At 46.7% G+C, this 21236-nt stretch carries 14 protein-coding genes; 8 read left to right on the top strand and 6 right to left on the bottom strand.

Annotated features, from left to right (window positions below; translation table 11 throughout):
* Positions 1–11: 11 nt before the first annotated feature.
* Complete coding sequence (locus tag DWY79_RS06465; RefSeq protein ID WP_122369047.1) at positions 12–2168, bottom strand: translation factor GTPase family protein; 2157 nt, start codon at positions 2166–2168, stop codon at positions 12–14.
* A gap of 190 nt (positions 2169–2358) precedes the next feature.
* Here DWY79_RS06465 and hemW point away from each other — a divergent pair, with 190 nt between their 5' ends.
* The 3 genes from hemW to DWY79_RS22700 all read left to right on the top strand — a co-directional run bounded on the left by hemW (position 2359) and on the right by DWY79_RS22700 (position 4363).
* A complete protein-coding gene (hemW, locus tag DWY79_RS06460; RefSeq protein ID WP_122369046.1) occupies positions 2359–3486 on the top strand; it encodes a radical SAM family heme chaperone HemW in 1128 nt (375 codons plus the stop codon).
* Between the two features lie 117 nt (positions 3487–3603).
* The gene (locus tag DWY79_RS06455; protein WP_005858862.1) at positions 3604–4203 is read left to right on the top strand and encodes a zeta toxin family protein; all 600 of its coding nucleotides are present in this window, start codon (positions 3604–3606) and stop codon (positions 4201–4203) included.
* The gene (locus DWY79_RS22700) at positions 4196–4363 is read left to right on the top strand and encodes a hypothetical protein (RefSeq protein ID WP_005858864.1); all 168 of its coding nucleotides are present in this window, start codon (positions 4196–4198) and stop codon (positions 4361–4363) included. The genes DWY79_RS06455 and DWY79_RS22700 overlap by 8 nt, the downstream gene beginning before the upstream one ends.
* Before the next feature lie 161 nt (positions 4364–4524).
* Here DWY79_RS22700 and DWY79_RS06450 read toward each other — a convergent pair whose 3' ends face one another.
* The 3 genes from DWY79_RS06450 to DWY79_RS06440 are packed head-to-tail and all read right to left on the bottom strand — an operon-like array spanning position 4525 to position 8226.
* Positions 4525–6684, bottom strand: a complete 2160-nt coding sequence (locus DWY79_RS06450; protein WP_057326595.1) for a S46 family peptidase — start codon at positions 6682–6684, stop codon at positions 4525–4527.
* Positions 6681–7154: a CYTH domain-containing protein gene (locus tag DWY79_RS06445; protein WP_005858868.1), complete on the bottom strand. Its 474-nt coding sequence runs from the start codon at positions 7152–7154 to the stop codon at positions 6681–6683. The genes DWY79_RS06450 and DWY79_RS06445 overlap by 4 nt, the downstream gene beginning before the upstream one ends.
* Positions 7144–8226, bottom strand: coding sequence for a DUF2027 domain-containing protein (locus DWY79_RS06440; protein ID WP_122369045.1), 1083 nt, complete (start codon positions 8224–8226; stop codon positions 7144–7146). The genes DWY79_RS06445 and DWY79_RS06440 overlap by 11 nt, the downstream gene beginning before the upstream one ends.
* Positions 8227–8350: 124 nt before the next feature.
* On the opposite strand from DWY79_RS06440, the gene DWY79_RS06435 reads away from it, so the two are divergent.
* Complete coding sequence (locus tag DWY79_RS06435; RefSeq protein WP_122369044.1) at positions 8351–9565, top strand: S-adenosylmethionine:tRNA ribosyltransferase-isomerase; 1215 nt, start codon at positions 8351–8353, stop codon at positions 9563–9565.
* A 60-nt stretch (positions 9566–9625) separates the two neighbouring features.
* Positions 9626–11602, top strand: a complete 1977-nt coding sequence (locus tag DWY79_RS06430; protein ID WP_122369043.1) for an OmpA family protein — start codon at positions 9626–9628, stop codon at positions 11600–11602.
* On the opposite strand, the gene DWY79_RS06425 is transcribed toward DWY79_RS06430, so the two are convergent.
* Entirely contained in the window at positions 11594–11962 is a 369-nt protein-coding gene (locus tag DWY79_RS06425; protein ID WP_036618242.1) for a hypothetical protein, read from the bottom strand. The genes DWY79_RS06430 and DWY79_RS06425 overlap by 9 nt on opposite strands.
* A 540-nt stretch (positions 11963–12502) precedes the next feature.
* Positions 12503–13651 (bottom strand): aldose epimerase family protein, encoded by a 1149-nt coding sequence (locus DWY79_RS06420; RefSeq protein WP_122369042.1) that lies wholly within the window; start codon positions 13649–13651, stop codon positions 12503–12505.
* Positions 13652–14044: 393 nt separating this feature from the next.
* Here DWY79_RS06420 and DWY79_RS06415 point away from each other — a divergent pair, with 393 nt between their 5' ends.
* From DWY79_RS06415 to DWY79_RS06405, 3 genes are all read left to right on the top strand, one after another.
* The gene (locus DWY79_RS06415) at positions 14045–14839 is read left to right on the top strand and encodes a thymidylate synthase (RefSeq protein WP_005858887.1); all 795 of its coding nucleotides are present in this window, start codon (positions 14045–14047) and stop codon (positions 14837–14839) included.
* Between the two features lie 75 nt (positions 14840–14914).
* Complete coding sequence (locus DWY79_RS06410; RefSeq protein ID WP_005858889.1) at positions 14915–15412, top strand: dihydrofolate reductase; 498 nt, start codon at positions 14915–14917, stop codon at positions 15410–15412.
* A gap of 87 nt (positions 15413–15499) precedes the next feature.
* Complete coding sequence (locus tag DWY79_RS06405; RefSeq protein WP_122369041.1) at positions 15500–21181, top strand: alpha-2-macroglobulin; 5682 nt, start codon at positions 15500–15502, stop codon at positions 21179–21181.
* The last annotated feature ends 55 nt before the right edge of the window (positions 21182–21236 follow it).

Genomic DNA, 21236 nt, shown 5'->3' with positions numbered 1-21236 from the left:
TTTTACTTTACCTATTCTTCTGATTGAGTAGCCTCGTAAGCCTTTAACAACTTCTCTTGTACATCGGCAGGAACTAACTCGTAACTAGCGAACTTCATCGTAAAGGAAGCACGTCCGCCCGTAATGGAGCTTAGTGAAGTAGAATAGTTAGACATCTCTTTCAAAGGAACTTTCGCCAATAGTTTCTCAAATCCCTTCTCGCTATTCATACCCATAATCAAGGCACGGCGTCCTTGCAAGTCACTCATCACATCTCCCAGATAATCAGCAGGAACGGAAACCTCGACATCGTAAACAGGCTCCAAGATCTTAGGGCCAGCCTCCTTGAAAGCGGTACTGAACGCATTGCGTCCGGCAAGCATGAAAGAGATCTCATTACTGTCTACCGGGTGCATCTTACCATCGTATACGCAAATACGCACATCGCGAGCATACGAACCCGTCAACGGCCCTTGCTCCATACGAGCCATGATACCTTTTAGGATAGCCGGCAAGAAACGAGCGTCGATAGCACCACCAACGATACAGTTTACGAACACGACTTTACCACCCCAATCCAAATCAATTATTTGAGTATCACGAACATTCATCTTATACTCCTGTCCGCCGAAACGGTAGGTATCCGGAGCAGGCATACCTTCATAATAAGGCTCGATAATCAAGTGAACTTCACCGAACTGGCCTGCGCCACCAGATTGTTTCTTATGGCGGTAATCCGCACGGGCCGCTTTCGTAATCGTCTCACGATACGGGATCTTCGGCTCCAGATATTCGATCGGCAATTTATCATTATTCTCGATTCTCCATTTCAATGTACGAAGATGGAACTCACCTTGACCGGAAACGATTGTCTGCTTCAATTCCTTGGACTGCTCGATTACCCATGTCGGGTCTTCCTCACGCATACGTATCAAGATTTCCATCATCTTCTCGGCGTCAGCCTCATTCACCGGCTTGATAGCACGACGATATTTCGGATCCGGATATTTAATGAAGTCGAAACGATAATCACAACCCTTTCCGTTCAATGTATTACCACGGCGAACATCCTTTAACTTAACGGTCGCTCCAATATCACCCGCCACCATTTCCGTAACCGGGGTACGAGTTTGTCCGGCTACCGCAAATAACTGTGCGATACGCTCCTTGGAACCACGATCGGCATTCATCAAATCGTCACCTTCTTTTACTTTTCCTGATATCACTTTAAAATAGGAAACCTGACCAATATGAGGTTCCACGGTAGTCTTGAAGAAGAACAAGCTAGTAGGACCATTCGAGTCCGGAGTCACCTCTACGCCTTCCGTAGTAATCAGACGAGGCATCTTGTCGGTACAAGGAACCACGTTACCCAAGAACTCCAACGTACGACGAACACACATATCACGACCGGCACATACGCAGAATACCGGGAACATACCGCGAGTAACCAAGCCCGCACGGATACCGGCACGCATATCATCCTCGCTCAACGCACCTTCCTCGAAGAATTTCTCCATCAACATATCGTCGTTCTCAGCGGCGGCTTCCACCAAGGCTTGATGCAGCTCCATCGCCTTATCCATTTCCTCGGCGGGGATTTCCAATACATCAGGAACTCCACCTTCCGGTTTCCAACGATACATCTTCATTTTTAATACATCCACCACGGCATTGAAAGAAGAGCCGCAGCTAATCGGATATTGGATCGGAACGATCTTACTGCCCCAACGGTCTTTCAACTGGGCGATGGTTCCCTCATAGTCGGCTTTATCATTATCAAGCTGATTGACAACGAAAATCACCGGTTTATGAAATTGTTCAGTATACCGGAACTGGTTAATGGTTCCAACCTCAACACCGTACTGGGCATTCAATACCATCAGTGCCGTATCCGTGACATTCAGAGCGGAAACAGCTCCTCCCACGAAATCATCCGAACCCGGACAATCGATGAAATTCAGCTTCCGATCCTGCCACTCAACACTGAAAACGGTTGAGAAAACTGAGTATCCATACTCTTTCTCAACCGGGAAATAATCGGACACCGTATTTCCTGCCTCAACGGAGCCGCGACGTTTTATAACTCCACCCTCGTAAAGCATAGCTTCAGCGAGAGTGGTTTTCCCAGAGCCCGAACTTCCCAAGATAGAGATGTTCTTAATTTCATTTGTTTGGTATACTTTCATGATATCAGGATTTATTTGAGTTTAACAATACGTTTATTTGGCGTGAATCACTTTCACGAGGGCGCAAATTAGAGATTGTAAAGGAAAAAAGCAATTATCGCCCGGTGTTTGAGAACTATGTTGTGCAGCAGCAAGGTTTTTTGAAATTTAAATTATATCTTTGTGTAAAGATATAATTGTGTCCATACAGATGGCAGGTTTATACATCCACGTTCCTTTTTGCGCCAAGCGGTGTTTATACTGTGACTTTTTTTCCAATACGGAGATGAAGTATAAAGAGCCGTATATAAACGCACTTATAAAAGAGATGGAATTGCGGAAGGGATATATAGGAAACGAAGCATTAGAAACCATTTACTTCGGGGGAGGCACCCCCTCTCAATTAGACGAGAAGGATTTTGGCAAGATATTCGAGGCCATCTATCGTCATTTTGATGTAGCCAAGCAAATGGAGATTACCTTAGAGGCGAATCCAGATGACATGAAACGAGAATATGTATCGCTTCTCCGTAATTATCCTTTTAACCGGGTCAGTATGGGTGTACAGAGTTTTCATCCGGAAGATTTGCGTTTTCTGAATCGTCGCCATGACCGGGAACAAGCGATTAAAGCAGTAGAACTATGCAAGGAATATGGGATTACAAATATCAGTATCGATTTGATCTACGGACTCCCCAACCAAACGCAGCAAGCATGGGAAGAGAATTTGCGACAAGCGATCCGGTTGGATGTTCCCCATCTTTCCGCCTACCACCTCATTTACGAGGAAGGTACCGCACTTTACAAATTGCTGGAAGCGGGAAAAGTGACCCCCATAAACGAGGAGTTAAGCGTCTCGTTCTTTTCCACATTAATAGATCGGTTGGCAGAAGCAGGCTATTTGCATTACGAGATATCTAATTTCGCCCGTCCCGGGTTCTTCTCCAAGCACAATAGCTCCTACTGGACCGGAAAGAAATATCTAGGCCTCGGTCCTTCCGCCCATTCTTATAACGGGATAGACCGGGAATGGAATCCATCTTCTCTACCTATATATATAGACGGTATAGAAAATGGGCATCCGACAATAGAATCCGAGGATTTAGACCTATGCACCCGGTACAACGACTTCATCATCACCGGCCTTCGAACCATGTGGGGAGTCTCTTTCGCTGATATCCAGACAAAATTTGGCAGGAAGCTCCTTTCTTATTGTCAAAAGCAAGCTCAACCCCATATCAACCAAGGTCTCTTATTACAAACCGGTGACAAATTGATTTTATCCAAGTCAGGAATCTTCGTTTCCGACGGAATCATGAGTGATCTACTTTGGGTATAAAAATTAACAAAACCACCGCTTTCCCCAACAAACCTGTTAGTTAAAAGTACATTTCCTGCACATTTTCACGATTTTTGAGAAATAAAACGACGCATATTAAAAAACTATTACATATATTTGCAGCATCAAAAACAGCAAACAGTGCCATATTTGTATATAATATCAGGTTGCAACGGAGCAGGAAAAACAACAGCTTCCTTCACTATTTTACCAGAAATGCTAAAATGTAGGGAGTTTGTTAACTCAGACGAGATAGCCAAGGGACTTTCCCCTTTTAATGCAGACAGTATAGCCGTCGCCGTTGAAGCTAGTCGTATTATGTATAAGCGGATAAAGGAACTCATCGGTGCTGGTGAGACTTTCGCAATGGAAACTACGCTGGCCACCCGTTCAGTCGCAAACCTGATACGGGAAGCACAAAGGGAAGGTTATTATGTTACATTGCTTTACTTCTGGCTGAATACGCCGGATCTAGCCGTGGAACGTGTGAAAATGAGGGTAGCCGCCGGAGGTCACAATATTCCGGAAGCAACGATACGGCGTCGGTATGAGGCCGGTATCCACAATTTATTCGAGCTATACCTTCCTATTAGTGACTATTGGATGATAACTGATAATTCGATGTCTCCCATGGAAGTGATCGCCAAGGGATTCAAGAATGATAAAAGGGAAGTGTATAATCTAGATATTTTTACAAAACTTGAACATCATGAATGAGCAAGAAGTTAGAGAATTCGAAGAGAATATAGTAAAAGGTGCAAATATAGCTTTTCAGCGTTTGGTGAATCAGAAGAAGAAGGAAGACGGAGAGTTGGTATTCTCTCGTAACGGTCATATCTTCAGAGTCAAAGCTGTTGATCTTGACAAGATTTATTAAGTTATAGATATACATATACAAAAAGAGGAGACGTATCTTTCAAGGATATGTCTCCTCTTTTTGGCTTTATAGAAAAAGGAACTTAGGTTCATGGGCGAAGTATGTTAACATACTTCGGCATTTCAGTTAACATACTTCGCCCACGAAGTTAACTTACTTCTCTATCTTGAGAATTCCATCTCGTTCAATAAATAACCGGCTCCGGCATATTTATCGATTACGAATAGGACATAACGGATATCTACGATAATACTGCGTTGATAATCGGGCAGATATTGGATATCCCCTCCTACTCCTTCCCAGTTACGGTCGAAATTGATACCGATTAACTCTCCTTGTCCATTCAATACCGGACTACCGGAGTTCCCTCCCGTTGTATGGGTCGTAGCACAGAAGGCAACCGGCATTTTACCGTTAGGCATCTTATAAGGGCCAAAGTCTCCTGCTTGATATAATTCCTTCAAACGAGCAGAAACCACAAATTCCCAATTCGTAGAATCCTCCTTCTCCATGACGCCGTCTAAAGTGGTTTGATGACCATAATAATCGCAATCACGAGGACTGTAACCTTTCACCTGCCCATAAGTCAGACGAAGCGTAGAGTTTGCGTCCGGAAAACTAGCCAAGTCTCCATACATCGCTAAAAGTCCTTTCACATACGCACGATGGGCGATCGCATATCCGGCATCAAAATCAGCCAAGGCCTTATCTAACGCCTTTTTCTCATCCTTTACGGATTGTGCGAACAGAATCATCGGATCTTCTCTCAAAGTTTTGACAGACGGATGCTCCTTGAACGCATTGAAGTTCTTCTCGCTACCATAGATCGATTTATCAAACAGATAATCAACGAATTTATCCACATCCCCCTTAAACTTGCTATCGATTACGGAAAAATAAGCCGGCTGCGACTTCGGAGCGACCAAACGCCTATATTCCTTTAACATGACTTTTGCTATCTTCTTATCAACCATCGGCGCATAATCCTTATCAGCGAAACGGTGGAAAGCCCTCTCCAATTGAGTGACCTGTTTTTGCTGCTCGGAACGATCTTTCCCCTCCAAAGCCTCACAAACAGTCTCGATATCGGTCGGAACTTTGGAGAACTCGATGCCACGGCTCAATGCCTCATCCAACATCCAACTACGGAAACGCAAATCCTTACGATCATTAACGATCTGCTCCAATGTCAGAAGCGCTTCCGGATAAGCAGGCTCACACATCTTCTTCGACCAAGCGATCAAACGATCCTGCTCATCGTTTTTCACCTGCTCAAAATTACGTTTGTTGATCGCCCAGTTACTACCGATCGCATTCTTATAAGCGTTCGTAGAACCCGCATACTTACTAGCGTATTGAATCCGGACTTGCGGATCTTTCAGCATTTCTTCCAGCATCGCCTCTTGACGGAGATTACGGATATTGATACGTACCGCATTATCTATATCCCGACGTTCGGCTACCTCCCATGAGGTATAGTATTTATTGGTACGACCGGGGAAACCCATGATCATGGCATAATCGTTCTCCTCCACACCTTTTAAAGAAAGCTTTAGCCAACGTTTCGGACGAAGCGGGACATTGGTTTCCGAATAAGGTGCCGGATTTCCGTTCGCGTCGGCATACACACGGAAAAGAGAGAAGTCTCCGGTATGGCGAGGCCACATCCAGTTATCCGTATCCGCCCCGAACTTACCGATAGAGGAAGGGGGAGCACCGACTAAACGGACATCCGAATAGACCTTCTTGGTAAACATATAGTACTTATTACCTCCATAAAAAGCCTTGATCTCGACTTCCGTACCGGGGTTATCCTGTAAGAACTTCTCACCTACTTTCGCTTTAGCGAGGCCATTCAAGTACTTAGCGGACAAGAATTCCATGCTGTTCGGATCCGTGATCTTTTTCAGTTCCGTCCTCACATAATCCGTCACGTCGTCGATCTTATCGATAAAAGTAACCGTCAATCCCGGATTCGGAAGCTCCTTATCACGAGACATCGCCCAAAAGCCGTCCGTCAGATAATCATGTTCCAAGGTACTATGCCGTTGGATGCTACTATAACCACAATGATGATTCGTCAGCACCAACCCGTCCGGAGAGATCATCTCGCCCGTACAACCACCGCCAAAACGAACCACGGCGTCTTTCAAGGAAGGAGCCTCGGCGCTATACACTTCCTGATCGCTTAATCGCAGACCAAGGGCCTGCATCTCCGCAAACTTTTGTTGCTTCAATAAAGGGAGCAGCCACATGCCCTCATCGGCCAAGACCGGAAACGCCAATATAGCGGCCGCTACAGATAAAAAGAGTTTCTTCATGTATTTGAACTATTAAAAGGATGTTTTGTCAACATTGAATTATAATAACGGCGATCTCCACTTACCTCCTTACCCAGCCAAGCCGGTTTCTCAAAAGGCTCGTCCTCAGACGATAACTCGATCTCCGCAAGGATCAACCCTTCATTCGCTCCGTGGAAAACATCGACTTCCCACGTATGGCTGCCTCTGGGAACCAGATAACGAACCTTGTCGATCGCACCCGGCTCGCAAAGCTCCAACAACCGCTCGGCATCCACCAGAGGAATCTTTTGCTCAAACTCATAACGGCTCAAGCCTTTCTCATCCGAAGCGCCTTTGATCGTTAGGAATCCCTCCTCTCCCCGGATACGAATACGAACCGTACGTCCGGGCTGTGAGCAAATATATCCCTGCACGATACGGGTGGAGCTAACAGCCTCCGGTAAGAAATCACCGGAGACCAAGAATTTCCGTTCTATCTCAATGGCCATGTTGCGAGGTATCAGCCTTAATCGTTACCATCGTCGCACCAAAACCATATTCGCGGAAAGAAGCATCTTGAAAATAATGTTGTTTATAACGGGTCTTCAAATCCTTCTCGATCGCCTTACGCAGCACGCCATCGCCTTTTCCATGGATAAAGACAATCTTCTGTCCGTTATTAAGAGCGTACTGATCCATCACCTCACGGAATTTTCCCAACTGGTACGTCAGCATATCCGCATTGTTCAATCCATTCGTATTATCCAACAATTCGGTTATATGCAAATCGATCTCAAGGATAGCGCTATTCGTCGGCTTCTTTTTCACGATTTGCCGGGGAACCCTACGTTCCTCACGAACCTTTTGCTGCATAGCTTCCTTCAACTCTGCCGCAGAGACCAATAGTTCTCTCTCGGGCAAGTCATTGCGGATAATCGGATAAATCAAGGCATCCTCCTCAAAGAAATCATTCTCCATAAAGCAGTGAAGCTTGTAGAACTTAACCGTATCCAAGCGCAACTCTACAGATACGGCGTTTTTCAACGAATAGGGTTTATCCTTCTTGAAAGCGATCAGTTGCACGCAGATCCTTTCCAGATCATTCAACTCCGGCTTACCGAACTCCTCTAGGAATATTTTCGTATTCGGCTCGATAATCCCGTTATAACGGCTTGTCCAGCTATTATTCGTCCGGTTCATATAATTGAAGAACAAATAGTAATTGCTATCATTCACGAAATACGTCTCATAGCCGCATTGCTGGAACGCCTTCGGATCGACCGGGAGATAAGCCAGATACACATTCAGACGCTCTCCCTCCGGTGTCTCCTCGACCTTTTCCTCTTTGGGTTCAGGCTTCTTTGGGGAAGGAGTCTCTACCGGAGCCTGTACTTTCGGACGGTTCGAGCTATGCACTTGCATATCATTACCCCCAACCACGACACATTCCTTGATCAAGGCAGGAACCTCAAACCCATCCTCATCCTCAACCAACACTTGGTCCTTTCCACGGAATCCACGTACGACTCCACCTCCCACACTATTCAGGAAGCGAACTTTATCACCTATTTGAATACTCATATTCTATACCTTATTATATTATGCGCACAAAATTAGGGAATAATCCGCGAATCCGAAACCTATTTACTACTTTTGCACCCGGAATCCATACAAACGGATGTTTTTTAACAGGACAGAAGAAGTAATGAAGACGCAAGAAATACGTATTGAAGATTATAACTATTCGTTACCGGACGAACGAATCGCGAAGTTCCCATTGCCTAAAAGGGATGAGTCCAAACTTTTACTCTACCGTAACGGGGAAATAAGCGAAAGTATCTTTAAGCATATCACGGATTATCTTCCCCAAAACACCTTGATGGTATTCAATAATACCCGGGTCATACAAGCCCGCCTACTTTTCCAGAAAGAGACCGGCGCACGCATCGAGATTTTCTGTTTGGAGCCCATCGAGCCTCATGATTACGCCTTGATTTTTCAAGAGACCCGACGCTGTAGCTGGACTTGCTTGGTTGGCAACCTTAAGAAATGGAAAGAAGGCACTTTATCCAAAACGATCTTCATTAAGGATGAACCGGTCGTGCTGACAGCGGATAAGAAAAAGTCTCATGGTGACACACATTTGATCGAATTCACTTGGGATAATGAGGCTTATACGTTCGCAGATATCTTGGATGCCGCCGGGGTCTTGCCGATTCCTCCTTATTTGCACAGGGAAACAGAGAAGAGCGACCTACAGACCTATCAAACAGTTTATTCTAAGATAAAAGGCTCCGTCGCCGCACCGACCGCCGGACTTCATTTCACTCCGGAAGTACTTGCCGATATAGATGCTCGGGGCATCGGGCGGGAAGAAGTCACCTTGCATGTCGGAGCGGGTACCTTTAAACCGGTAAAAAGCGACACGATCGAAGGTCACGAGATGCACACGGAATTTATCTCCGTCCGCCGCAGTTCCATCGAACGTATCAAAAGCAACCTTGGAAATATCATCGCCGTAGGAACGACTTCCGTACGGACCTTGGAAAGTCTCTATTACATGGGCGTGATCCTAGATAATAACCCGGAAGCGACTTCCGAAGATCTCGTCGTAAAACAATGGATGCCTTACGACACCAATAACAACCGGCTGACAGCGGAGCGATCCCTTCAAAACATCCTCGATTATCTGGATAAGCATGATGCGGATACGCTGGTAACGGCTACGCAAATCATCATCGCCCCGGGCTATGAGTTCAAGATCGTAAAAGGAATCGTCACCAACTTCCACCAGCCCAAAAGCACCTTGCTCTTGCTGATCTCCGCTTTCGTAAAAGGAAACTGGAAATCCATCTATGAGTATGCCTTAGAGCACGATTTCAGGTTCCTGAGTTATGGGGATAGTTCCTTGTTATTGTAACAAACATACAATAAGATCCCATACAATTCGTTATATTTGCACGAATATATTCCAGATTGAATGAAAGCGCATTTTACTATATATGTTTTATTTTTGCTTATCGTATCTTCCTTGTATTCCTGCAAATCGGCGAAGTTGAGCGATGCCGAGGAGAAGCAGCGTATCGGGGAATACTATGAGGCAGCCGCCATTTATCGTAAGGTTTACACGAAAACATCCCCGAAGAAAAGGGATTTGCGCGGCTATATCGCTTACCGTATGGCCGAATGTAACCGGTTGATCAATAATACGGCGAAAGCGACTAGCGCCTATATGAACGCCATCCGCTATGATTACCCCGATAGCACCGTCTACCTACGCATGGGACAGATGTTACAGAAGACCGGACGTTATCCGGAAGCGATCAAGAACTACGATATCTATATGGAGAACGATCCTAGCAATTTATTAGCCATCAACGGCATACAAGGATGCGAGTTAGCTCCCGGATGGAAAAAGAACCCTACCCGCTACGAGGTAAGACGCATGGATAAATTCAATTCCCGCCGGGGAGAATTCAGTCCGATGCTGGCCGGAGATAAATACGACCAACTATACTTCGCCTCCTCCCGCTCGAAAGACAAGGACGCGAAAGTCAGCGCCATCACCGGGCAAAATAACAATAACCTCTTCCTTGTCAAGCAAGACGAGAAAGGGGCTTGGCTGGCTCCCGTAGAGCTCGAAGACGAGGTGAATACGGAATACGACGAAGGAACCCCCTCTTTCTCCCCCGATGGAAACACGATGTATTATACCTATTGCGCCCAAGATCCGGAAGGCCCTCGTACCGCCGAGATTTACATATCTACCCGAAGCAGCGCCAAATGGGGAAAAGGAACCCGTGCGACAATCGTAAAAGACTCGGTTACCGCCCTCGGCCATCCCTCCATCTCGCCGGACGGCAAATACTTGTATTTTGTATCCGACGCCGTGGGCGGTTTCGGCGGCAAGGATATTTTCCGTGCCCGGGTAGCGGGAAACGATTTCGGCCCGATGGAGAACCTAGGAGAAGAGATCAACACGCCGGGAGACGAGATGTTCCCGTATGTCCGGGATTCCGTCACCCTTTATTTCGCGTCCAACGGGCATCCGGGAATGGGCGGTCTCGATCTGTTCAAGGCCACGCAAGACAGTACGGGGAAGTGGAAGGTCGAGAACCTAGGAGCCCCCATCAATTCTATGGGAGACGATTTCGGTATCACCTTCGCCGGAAAAGAGGAACGGGGCTTCTTCTGCTCCAACCGCAACGACGCACGGGGCTATGACCATATCTATTCCTTTGAACTGCCTACGATCACCATCTTCATCGAAGGAATCGTAAACGATGTGGATGAATATCCGATCGAGGACGCTACCGTACGCATCGTCGGAAAAGACGGACTGAACGTGAAAGTCCCGGTCAAGAAAGACGGAACCTATCGTGTCGAGTTGGAACGAGACATCCGTTATGTCATGATGGCCAGCGCCCGTGGTTACCTCAACCAGAATTACGAGTTGCATACCGGCCCCGAGGAGAAAAACGAGACGTATATCGTGGATTTCTTCCTCTCTCCGATCAGCAAGCCGGTTGTTATCGATAACATTTTCTACGATTTCGATAAAGCGACCCTTCGTCCGGAATCCAAGAAAGCTTTGGACGAGATGATCAAGATGCTGAACGATAACCCGAACGTAACGATCGAACTGGGTGCCCACACGGACCGGAAAGGTACGGACCAGTATAACGAGCGTTTGGCTCAACGCCGTGCGCAATCGGTCGTGGATTACCTAATAGCGGGAGGTATCGAGGCGGCTCGTCTGGAAGCGAAAGGATATGGAGAAAGCGTTCCCAAGACGATCAATAAGAAGATGGCTAAACAATTCGATTTCTTGAAAGAAGGCGATGTGCTTACCGAGGAATTCATCCTTGCCCTGCCGCCGGAACAACAAGAGATCGCCGACCAGATCAACCGCAGAACGGAATTCAAGGTCTTACGTACAAACTATAACTTATTTTGAGGGAGCAAAGAGCGTGATCTCCTTAAAAGAGACTGGCCAATCGATCGCACTCATCAGCACATCGAAGGACAGGCGTTGCTGATAAGAGACCGAGGACTCCCTTGAATACAAGTCATGAGCTACCAAACCGATCATCATCTTAACCTTATAATGCAATTCCTTGGATAGTACCAAGCAGGCAAGTACACTCAAATCTCTCGCTTCTTCCCAATCCCGATCCGCAAAACACATCTCCTTTTGAAGTGCCGGATAATGACGAGTCCGCATGATCAGATCCGGATCACGGACCTCACACGCACCTTCCACTACATCCAATAATATACGACAGACAGCCAAACGTTGCTTTTTAATTACCTCCATATACGTTTCCCTCAAACCGGACCGTTCACCTTGTTCGGTATTTCTATATGCTACAAAAAAGAAGCGTGGGAACTGTTAATCTACTATTCGAAACTGAGGCATCGCCAAACACCCATCGGACAAATAATAAACAACAGCCCACGCCTTATTACGTATACTATTAGGCAGTATATATAACAAGCGTGAGCGTTTAGTTGCCTATTATCTCTGTCCGACTTGAAACTTGGCGATTTTCAGTTCCAAAGATAATATCTTAAACGCTTATCGTAATCACACTTTGATTCATAAACCCTTGAATTTCCACAAGAGTTTACTTTATCGATACAAATATAACGCTTTTTCTCATACATCATATGGATTTATTTTTCTCTTTTAAAATCTATTGGGAAAAGATAGCGTATACTCTCTAGCGATAAATTCTTCCACTATAAACAAGATGCTTCCGTGAGTAAAAAAGAGAAGCGCATATACATACTATTTAATGTATATGCGCCTCCACCATTATTTGGATATTTCCAAATCCGGAACTTTCTTCCTTATTTACTCTACCGAGAACTTATAAATACACTCACTCGCATATTTCTCGCCCGGACGAAGCACTACACTCGGGAATGCCGGTTGGTTCGGGCTATCCGGGTAATGTTGAGTCTCCAGACATAGAGCGCCACGATGCGGGTAAACCACACCTAACTTGCCTTTATCACCCGCTTTCGTCATTGAGTTGCCGGCATAGAATTGAAGACCCGGCTCGTTGGTGTAAACTTCCATAACGATACCGCTTGTCGGAGATACAACTTTAGCGGCTACCTTATTGATATCGCCGGCGGCGTTCAATATCCAGTTATGATCGTAACCACCACCGTAAACCAATTGCGTAAACGGATTGTCGATATCAGCGCCTACCACTACCGGTTTGCGGAGATCCATCGGAGTGCCTTCCACGGGTTCGATACCGGTCGGGATCAAAGTCTCGTCCACCGGGTTATATGTATCCGCATCGATCATGATCGTATGATCCATGATTTGCGAGCCGGGAACACCGGAAAGGTTGAAATAACTATGGTTTGTCAAATTCACGACAGTAGGTTTATCCGTCGTAGCCTCGTACTTAATATCAACGGCGTTATCATCCGTCAACTTATAGATCACCTTGATATCCAGATTACCGGGGAAACCTGCCTCACCGTCTTTCGATAGATAAGTCAACTCCAAGGTTTGGTCATCGATCTGTTTCGCGTCCCAAACTACCGCATGATATCCTTTCGGACCTCCATGCAAGCAATGCCCATTATTATTCTGTGGAAGTTGATACTCCGTTCCGTCCAACGTAAACTTACCATTCGCGATACGGTTGCCATAACGTCCGATCAAACCACCATAGTTATTATCCGGAAAAGCTACATACTGAGCGATATTATCATACCCAAGCACAACATCCGTCATCTTACCGTTCTTATCAGGCACCATCACGGAAACCAAGCGTCCGCCCCAATTCGTTACGCAAGCCTCAGCCCCTTTCTTATTCTTCAACACATACAAAGCAGTCGGCTTACCATCTACCTCAGATACAAAATCCGACTTCATCAAACCAGAAAGAGTGGCCTCTTCCGTAGCCGCCCTCTTCTCATTCTTACCTCCGCATGACAATAACATACACATTGCCATGACCGCAAAACAAAGTTTTTTCATCTCTTACCTTTAAAATTAATAAATGTTATTCTTCGGGCAAAGATACGCATTCTATCCACATGAGGTCCAATATCCTTACGCATTTTCTCGGGAATCCTTACCGATTTCTACTCGAAGTACTACACCCTTCCTCTTGACATCTTAATCATCCACCAATTGGTAGATGATCATGCAACAGCCGTTGGAAGATCATGCAACAGCTGTTAGATGATCGTCCAACAGCTGATAAATAAGCTAGACCTTCATACAAATCCCCTAATACCTCCCGAAGAAACAGCCAAGGATACATGAAGAAACCGTTTGAATCCTCAACCGATTTCATATTTTGACCCGTTATTCTAGTATAATACGATTCACTTTTGTACATTTGCACACTATTGTAATAAGTGAGTAATGAAACAATATTTAGAGCTGCTCAATAGAGTGCTTACCGAGGGAGTTAGAAAAGAAGACCGGACGGGTACGGGAACGATCAGCGTATTCGGTCATCAGATGCGGTTCAATCTGGAAGAGGGATTCCCGCTACTCACTACCAAGAAGCTGCATCTGAAGTCTATCATCTACGAATTGTTATGGTTCCTGAATGGAGATACCAACGTAAAATATCTGCAAGATCATGGCGTACGCATCTGGAACGAGTGGGCCGACGCGGATGGTAGCCTTGGGCATATATACGGTTATCAATGGCGGTCATGGCCGGATTATAAAGGAGGATCTATCGACCAGATCACCGAGGCCGTGGAGACGATCAAGCATAACCCGGATTCACGACGAATCATTGTAAGCGCATGGAACGTGGCGGACTTAGACAACATGAACCTGCCTCCTTGCCACGCTTTCTTCCAGTTTTACGTGGCGAACGGACGGTTGAGCCTACAATTGTATCAACGTAGCGCGGATATTTTCCTTGGCGTTCCGTTCAACATTGCCTCCTATGCCTTGTTATTACAAATGATGGCACAAGCTACCGGCCTTAAAGCGGGAGATTTTGTTCATACGTTGGGAGACGCCCATATCTACAGCAACCATTTGGAGCAAGTTAAGTTACAATTGACACGTGAGCCACGTGCGTTGCCACGTATGGAGATCAACCCGGACGTAAAGAGCATCTTCGATTTTAAGTTCGAGGATTTCAATTTGACCGGATACGACCCGCATCCCCACATCAAGGGAGAAGTGGCCGTCTGAGAATTGGCAGTTGACGATGGACAGTTGACAGTTAATTCATAAATCATAAATTACAAATCATAAATCAATAAGTCTATGAGTACAATTTCTATCATCGCAGCAATCGCAGATAAAAGCGCGATCGGAAAGAATCAGCAATTATTATGTCACATGCCTTCAGACATGAAGCGTTTCAAGGAATTAACCACGGGACATGCGGTAATCATGGGACGTAAGACATTCGAGTCTCTCCCTGTAGCGCCACTGCCCAATCGGAAGAATGTCGTATTGACGACTATGCCCGAGGCTGGTTTCGTGAATTGTTTCGCTTGCGAGTCTATGGGGGCCGCTCTGGATTTATGTGAGAAAGAGGACGAGATATTCATTATCGGCGGCGCGTTGGTATACAGACAGGCTTTGAGAATAGCCGACAAGATGTATATTACCCGCATCCATCATGAGTTTCCCGACGCGACCTCGTTCTTTCCCGTCGTAAACTGGGACCTTTGGGAAGAGACTGAACGTGAGGAGTATCCCGCAGACGAGAAGAACCCTTACCCCTACACCTACATCACCTACGTGCGCAAAAAATAAACATTAACGTACGTTTTACAACTTTTTGCTCTTTCTTTGTATCTATATAGGAAAGGTTTATTGTTAAACTTATAAAACCCAAAAGATATGAAGATAAGAGCAATTATTTTATCTGCCCTGATACTTTGCGGCATCTCGGCGGTTATTATGTATAGCCGGGCCGCCCAGCCTCAACAAAAAAGTTCTGTTATCACGCAAGCTATAAACGATAAGAATACCCCTATGGTGATCAAGAATCTTATCCTTAAAATGAAAGAACAGATGGAGGTAAACGATGATCAGTTCCCGGAACTGATCAAGGAGGTGGAGAATTACACCAACAGTTGCGCCGACTCGGCTTCCGTGGCGGTATTACATTCCATGCTGGCGGAGATGTATCAGAATTACTACCAACGGAACCAGTGGACCATCAACCAAAGAACCCAATTAAGCGGTTATATCCCGGAGGATATCCGGGTATGGACTTCCAACTTATTCACGGATAAGATCAAGGAAGAGATCGATTTATCATTGCGACCTACGGCTTTATTGCAAAATACGCCTGTCAGCAAGTTCAAGGATATTCTGGAGATCGGAAAGGACTCGCAAACCCTGCGTCCGACCCTCTATGAGTTCCTTGCCTTCCGGGCACTGGACATCCAACCGACCGTACAGATCTATAAAGACTTGATCGCCTTTCAAAATAAGGAGCCGAATATGAAATCGGTCCTCCTTACGGAATTGGATTACCTACGATTCCTTTACGGGGATAAAAGGGATAAAGAGTCTTTCGAGGCTTACATGAACGCATTGGATGAGCTTTACAGGAACTTAGCTTCTCAAAACTATGCCACCGAGATCTTAATCGCTAAATTGGATTTGGTTAGCGGCAGTATGTTTCGTTACGTCTCTACCCAATGGGATTCTATCAAAGCGGAAGAGGTGAAACTATGCGAGGAGGGTATCAAGCGGTATTCCGGTTACCCTCGCACGGCTATCTTAAAGAATCGCTTGGCGCAATTGGAACAACCTACTTTATCCGTATCTACAAACAATACGGTTTATCCGGGACAGCAACTGGGGATCAAGCTGGAATATAAGAATGTACAGAAAGTCATCGTACAAATCTATCGAAGCTCGAAAACACCTTTACAAGCGGCAGCCCATACATCCGCAAAAAAATCAAGTAGCAGCACCTTGGGACAACTCGTAAATGAGAAGACATTCTCTTTGCTACTGCCCAACAGCTATTCGCAGCAAGATACAACCTTACATATATCTATGGATCAACCGGGATTGTATGAATGTGTCGTAACCGTACCCAGACAACAGCTAAAGACGATCAATACGGTTAGCGTAACCCGATTGGCCGCGATCTATCGTAATCTTTCCGGTAATAAACAAGAGGTCATGGTTACCGACTATCTTAGCGGGAAGCCTGTTGAGGGGGCTATCGTTACCTATTACGGAGGTCAGCGTCGTAGCTTGCAAGAACTGGGTACCGTCAAGACAGACCGGGAAGGCTTGGCCACGCTTCCGGCGAACAGTCAAGTATTGGCGTTCCAAGCCAGCAGACCGGGAGATACCAACGCTATGTTGACAAATATCTATCCGATGGGTTCCGGCCGTCGATCGGAAAAGAACCCGGTAGAAGTCTCAATCTTTACGGATCGTGGGCTTTACCGTCCGGGACAAACCATTTTCTTCAAAGGTCTCGCCTATGTAAAAGACTCGAACGACCCGCATGCCGTGGCCGGACAGCCTTTTACGGTGACCTTATACGACGCTAACGGGAAAGAGATAGCCCAGAAGAAAGTCACGACCAATGAGTTCGGTTCTTTTAACGGAGAGTTCTCCCTCCCCAAACAGACCCTAAGCGGTGTCTTCCGGTTAAGTACCGGACAGATGAGCGTATATATTCATGTAGAGGAATACAAACGTCCGACTTTCCAAGCGTACTTCCTCCCGATCAAGGGAGATATCGCTTTCGGCGATTCCGTTACCATACAAGGCAAGGCGGCTACATTCTCCGGCGTGTCACTGCCCAGCGGAGATGTCACTTGGCGTATTACACGCAGGCCCTTCCTGTTGTGGAGGTATTTCCGTCCGAGCGCTCCGACACAAGTTGCGGAAGGGAGTACTACCCTTTCCGGCGATGGGACATTCAACGTATCTTTCCGTCCCCAAAAAGAGGAGGATACGAATCCATACGCTTCCGCATACCAGACCTACGAGGTATCGGCTACCGTAACCGATAGCAAGGGAGAGACCCAAGAGGCGAATTACACCTTCTCGGTAGGAGAATCCAGTATCGTCTTATTCACGAACCTACCGCCACAAATCGAGAAAGACTCGGTAAAAGCCGTAGTCGAAGCCCGGACAATCAATGGGGAGATGGTTTCCACCTCCGGTACTTTCAAGATCGTAGAACTGATCGCGAACCGATCCGATAAGAACAGCGGAGAGAGCTATAAAGAAGGCAAGCAAGTAGCTTCCGGTAGCTTTACCAGTGGCAAGGAGATCAGTCCAGCTATTTTCAACCCATTGCCCTCCGGACGTTATCGCATTTTAGTAGAAGCCAAAGATAGCCAAGGACGACCCAGTAAAAACCAGTCCGATTTCATCCTATACGGAAAGAACGACAAGCGTCCTCCCGTATTTACCCATACTTGGCTGCTGAAAGAGAAGACAACTTGTTTACCCGGGGAGGAAGCGGAGATCGTATTCGGCACCTCCGACAAGGACGCCTACGTACTCTATGAATGGTTTGCCGGAAATAACCGCATCCATCACGAGTTGATAAAGCTAAGCGACGCGAACCATCGGTTTAAGATCCCGTTCAAGCCGGAATATGGAGAGGGAATCATCGTATCCTTTACGTTCGTAAAAGAGGGTGAGCTATATATTACCCAAGTACCCGTAGAGCTTCAGCTACCCAACCGGCAATTAACCATCAAGCCGATAACCTTCCGGGATCGTTTACTTCCGGGAAGTAAAGAGAGCTGGAAATTCCGTATCACCGACGCGGACTCCACGATCGTATCCGCCGAGGTACTGACCAGCATGTATGATGCCTCGCTAGATAAAATCATACCATTCAATTGGTATTTCTCCCCGCGGCGAACGATCCTGCTACAAGCTCCCCGTTTCTCAACCGGAGCCGGATTCCAGCGTAGTTATCAATATGACCAGACAGAGGCCAAGTATATAAAAGTACCTCAATATCAGTATGACCGTTTAAATTGGTTCGGTCTATTCAAGGAGATTGTCATACGAGGATACGGCTCCAGCAACCGGGCTTTCGCCACGGGAGGTATCATGTTGAAATCCGCGGCAGCCCCAGTAGTGGCGGAATCCATGAACATCATGGAAGACAGCGCCGTGTTAGAAGAGCCTAGTGTGGAATCTACGGAAGGGGAACCCGTGTTCAGCCTATCCGATCCTTTCGCCAAAGAGAGCAGCCAGCCGATAAGTCCGGAGCAAATCCGGCAGAACTTCGCGGAAACCGCCTTCTTCTACCCGACCTTACAAACGAACGAGGAAGGAGACGTATTCGTAAATTTCACCCTGCCGGAAAGTAATACGACTTGGAAACTACAGATGTTGGCCAATACCAAAGACCTAAAATACGGTCTGCTTACGAAAGAGGTCATTAGCAGCAAACCCTTGATGGTTCTACCGAATCTGCCTCGTTTCGTCCGCCAAGGGGATGAGGTCAGCATCAGCACGCAAGTCATCAACAATTCCAAGGAAGCGGTATCCGGCCGTGTACGCATCGAACTATTCGATCCCGCTACAGACCAACCGATTATCTGCTTGAGCAAGTCACAACGTCCGTTTGAGTTGCAACCGGATAGCATCGCTACTGTAAGCTGGATAATCCCGGTCCCCAAACAGATCAGCCTACTGGGCGTACGTATCCTAGCCGACTCTGAAAAGGGAAGCGACGGGGAGCAGCAGATCGTACCGGTTCTTTCCAATCAATTGCTTATCACGGAAAGTACCCCGTTCTATTTGCTCAAGGAAGGAGAGAAACAAATCCGTATCTCCGGGAACTCGGAGGGAGCGACACCGTTCCGTCTCACGCTGGAGATGACCGGGAATCCGATTTGGTACGCGGTACAGGCATTACCAACGATCACACAGCCGAACAATGATAATATCTTATCTTGGTTTGCCGCTTATTACAGCAATACGTTGGCTTCCTATATCGCCCAAGCCCATCCCCGCATCCAGAAAGTGATCAACCAATGGACCGCCCAAGGAGGGAATGCCTCTACCCTCTATTCAAACTTGGAAAAGAACCAAGAGCTGAAGAACATACTCTTGGAAGAGACGCCTTGGGTACTGGCCGCCGATAACGAGACAGAGCAAAAACAACGCTTGTCTTTATTGTTCGACCTAAACCGTGCGGACGGATTACGGGAAGCGGCCTTGCAACAACTGATCCAACAACAGAACGAAGAGGGTGGATGGAGCTGGTTCAAAGGTTTCCCCGCGAGCCGTGCGATCACGCTTTCTATCCTGAAAGGTATGTCACAGCTTGTACAGCTAAACGCGATCCAATATGGGCAAGCGGAGAAAGAGATGCAAATGAAGGCCCTCAAGTTCTTGGACAAAAGTATGCAAACGGATTATGAGAACTTGCTGAAATACGATAAGAAATGGCAAAACGCATGGCCCTCGCCGGAGCAGGTAGAGTTCTTATTCGTCCGCAGCTCCTACCGGGATATCCCGGAACTGGGAGACGCCCGGGAAGTGATCCGTTTCTATACGAACCAAGCGGAGAAGCACTGGAATCAATATTCTTTAATCAGCAAGGGCGAAATCGCCTTGTTAATGCATCGAAACGGTAAAAAGGAGGTGGCGACAGCGATCCTGACATGGCTAAAGAAGACCGCTACGATCTCCGAGGAGAAAGGTATGTATTGGGCAAACAACCGCAGGGGGAGTGATTATTTCACCTCACCGATCGACACGCATTGCTTATTAATGTCCGTCTTTAACGAGATCGCGCCGGATACCCAGAATACAAACCGGATGAAACAATGGTTGCTAAACCAGAAACGTACACAAAACTGGGAATCCGTACCCGCCACGGTAAACGCCATTTACGCCTTGCTACTCACGGGTAGTGATTGGCTGAACACGCAAAACACCTGTGTAGCGACATGGGACGGCAAGACCTATAGTACAGCGGAAGGGGAAATCGCTACCGGTTACCTCAAAACGATACTTCCGAACGAGCCGGCAAATAGTTCCGCCAATCCCGTGCTCTCGATCCGCAAGGAAGGAAACACGCCGGCATGGGGAGCTGTTTACGAGCAATACTTCCAAGAGATCGACAAGGTAAAAGGACAAAAAGGGGTGTTGAGTGTCGAGAAGAAATTATTCGTCGAGACCAATAACGGTACCAACCGCCAAATCCGTCCCGTAACGCCGGAGCAGCCGCTCCGCATCGGAGACAAGGTAATCGTTCGGCTAACGATCCGGACAGACCGTGAAATGAATTACGTATTCTTGAAAGATCTACGTGCGGGCTGCTTCGAACCGGCCGATCAACTTTCCGGCCCGGAATCAAGAGACGGTATCTGGTATTACAGATCCCCGAAAGACGTATCCGAGAATTTCTTCATCAATCGTCTGCCGGAAGGTACGTTTGTCTTGGAATATCCGGTCTACGTATCCCGTAGCGGCGAATACGCCGGAGGTATCAGTACGATTCAATGTATGTACGCCCCGGAATTCGTGTCGCACACCGCCGGAGAAAGCTTGCGGATCATGCCCTAAACAAGCCTTTTCTTACAATGCCCGTTCTAACCTCCTTACAATGCCCAGTATAAGG

The sequence above is a fragment of the Parabacteroides sp. AF27-14 genome (assembly GCF_003635425.1).
Classification (GTDB): domain Bacteria; phylum Bacteroidota; class Bacteroidia; order Bacteroidales; family Tannerellaceae; genus Parabacteroides; species Parabacteroides distasonis.
This window is presented reverse-complemented; position numbering and strand designations above follow the sequence as displayed.

Coding starts and splice junctions, on each gene's coding strand:
- DWY79_RS06465 (WP_122369047.1), bottom strand. CDS start 2,168: ATGAAAGTATACCAAACAAATGAAATTAAGAACATCTCTATCTTGGGA.
- hemW (WP_122369046.1), top strand. CDS start 2,359: ATGGCAGGTTTATACATCCACGTTCCTTTTTGCGCCAAGCGGTGTTTA.
- DWY79_RS22700 (WP_005858864.1), top strand. CDS start 4,196: ATGAATGAGCAAGAAGTTAGAGAATTCGAAGAGAATATAGTAAAAGGT.
- DWY79_RS06450 (WP_057326595.1), bottom strand. CDS start 6,684: ATGAAGAAACTCTTTTTATCTGTAGCGGCCGCTATATTGGCGTTTCCG.
- DWY79_RS06445 (WP_005858868.1), bottom strand. CDS start 7,154: ATGGCCATTGAGATAGAACGGAAATTCTTGGTCTCCGGTGATTTCTTA.
- DWY79_RS06440 (WP_122369045.1), bottom strand. CDS start 8,226: ATGAGTATTCAAATAGGTGATAAAGTTCGCTTCCTGAATAGTGTGGGA.
- DWY79_RS06435 (WP_122369044.1), top strand. CDS start 8,351: ATGAAGACGCAAGAAATACGTATTGAAGATTATAACTATTCGTTACCG.
- DWY79_RS06430 (WP_122369043.1), top strand. CDS start 9,626: ATGAAAGCGCATTTTACTATATATGTTTTATTTTTGCTTATCGTATCT.
- DWY79_RS06425 (WP_036618242.1), bottom strand. CDS start 11,962: ATGGAGGTAATTAAAAAGCAACGTTTGGCTGTCTGTCGTATATTATTG.
- DWY79_RS06420 (WP_122369042.1), bottom strand. CDS start 13,651: ATGAAAAAACTTTGTTTTGCGGTCATGGCAATGTGTATGTTATTGTCA.
- DWY79_RS06415 (WP_005858887.1), top strand. CDS start 14,045: ATGAAACAATATTTAGAGCTGCTCAATAGAGTGCTTACCGAGGGAGTT.
- DWY79_RS06410 (WP_005858889.1), top strand. CDS start 14,915: ATGAGTACAATTTCTATCATCGCAGCAATCGCAGATAAAAGCGCGATC.
- DWY79_RS06405 (WP_122369041.1), top strand. CDS start 15,500: ATGAAGATAAGAGCAATTATTTTATCTGCCCTGATACTTTGCGGCATC.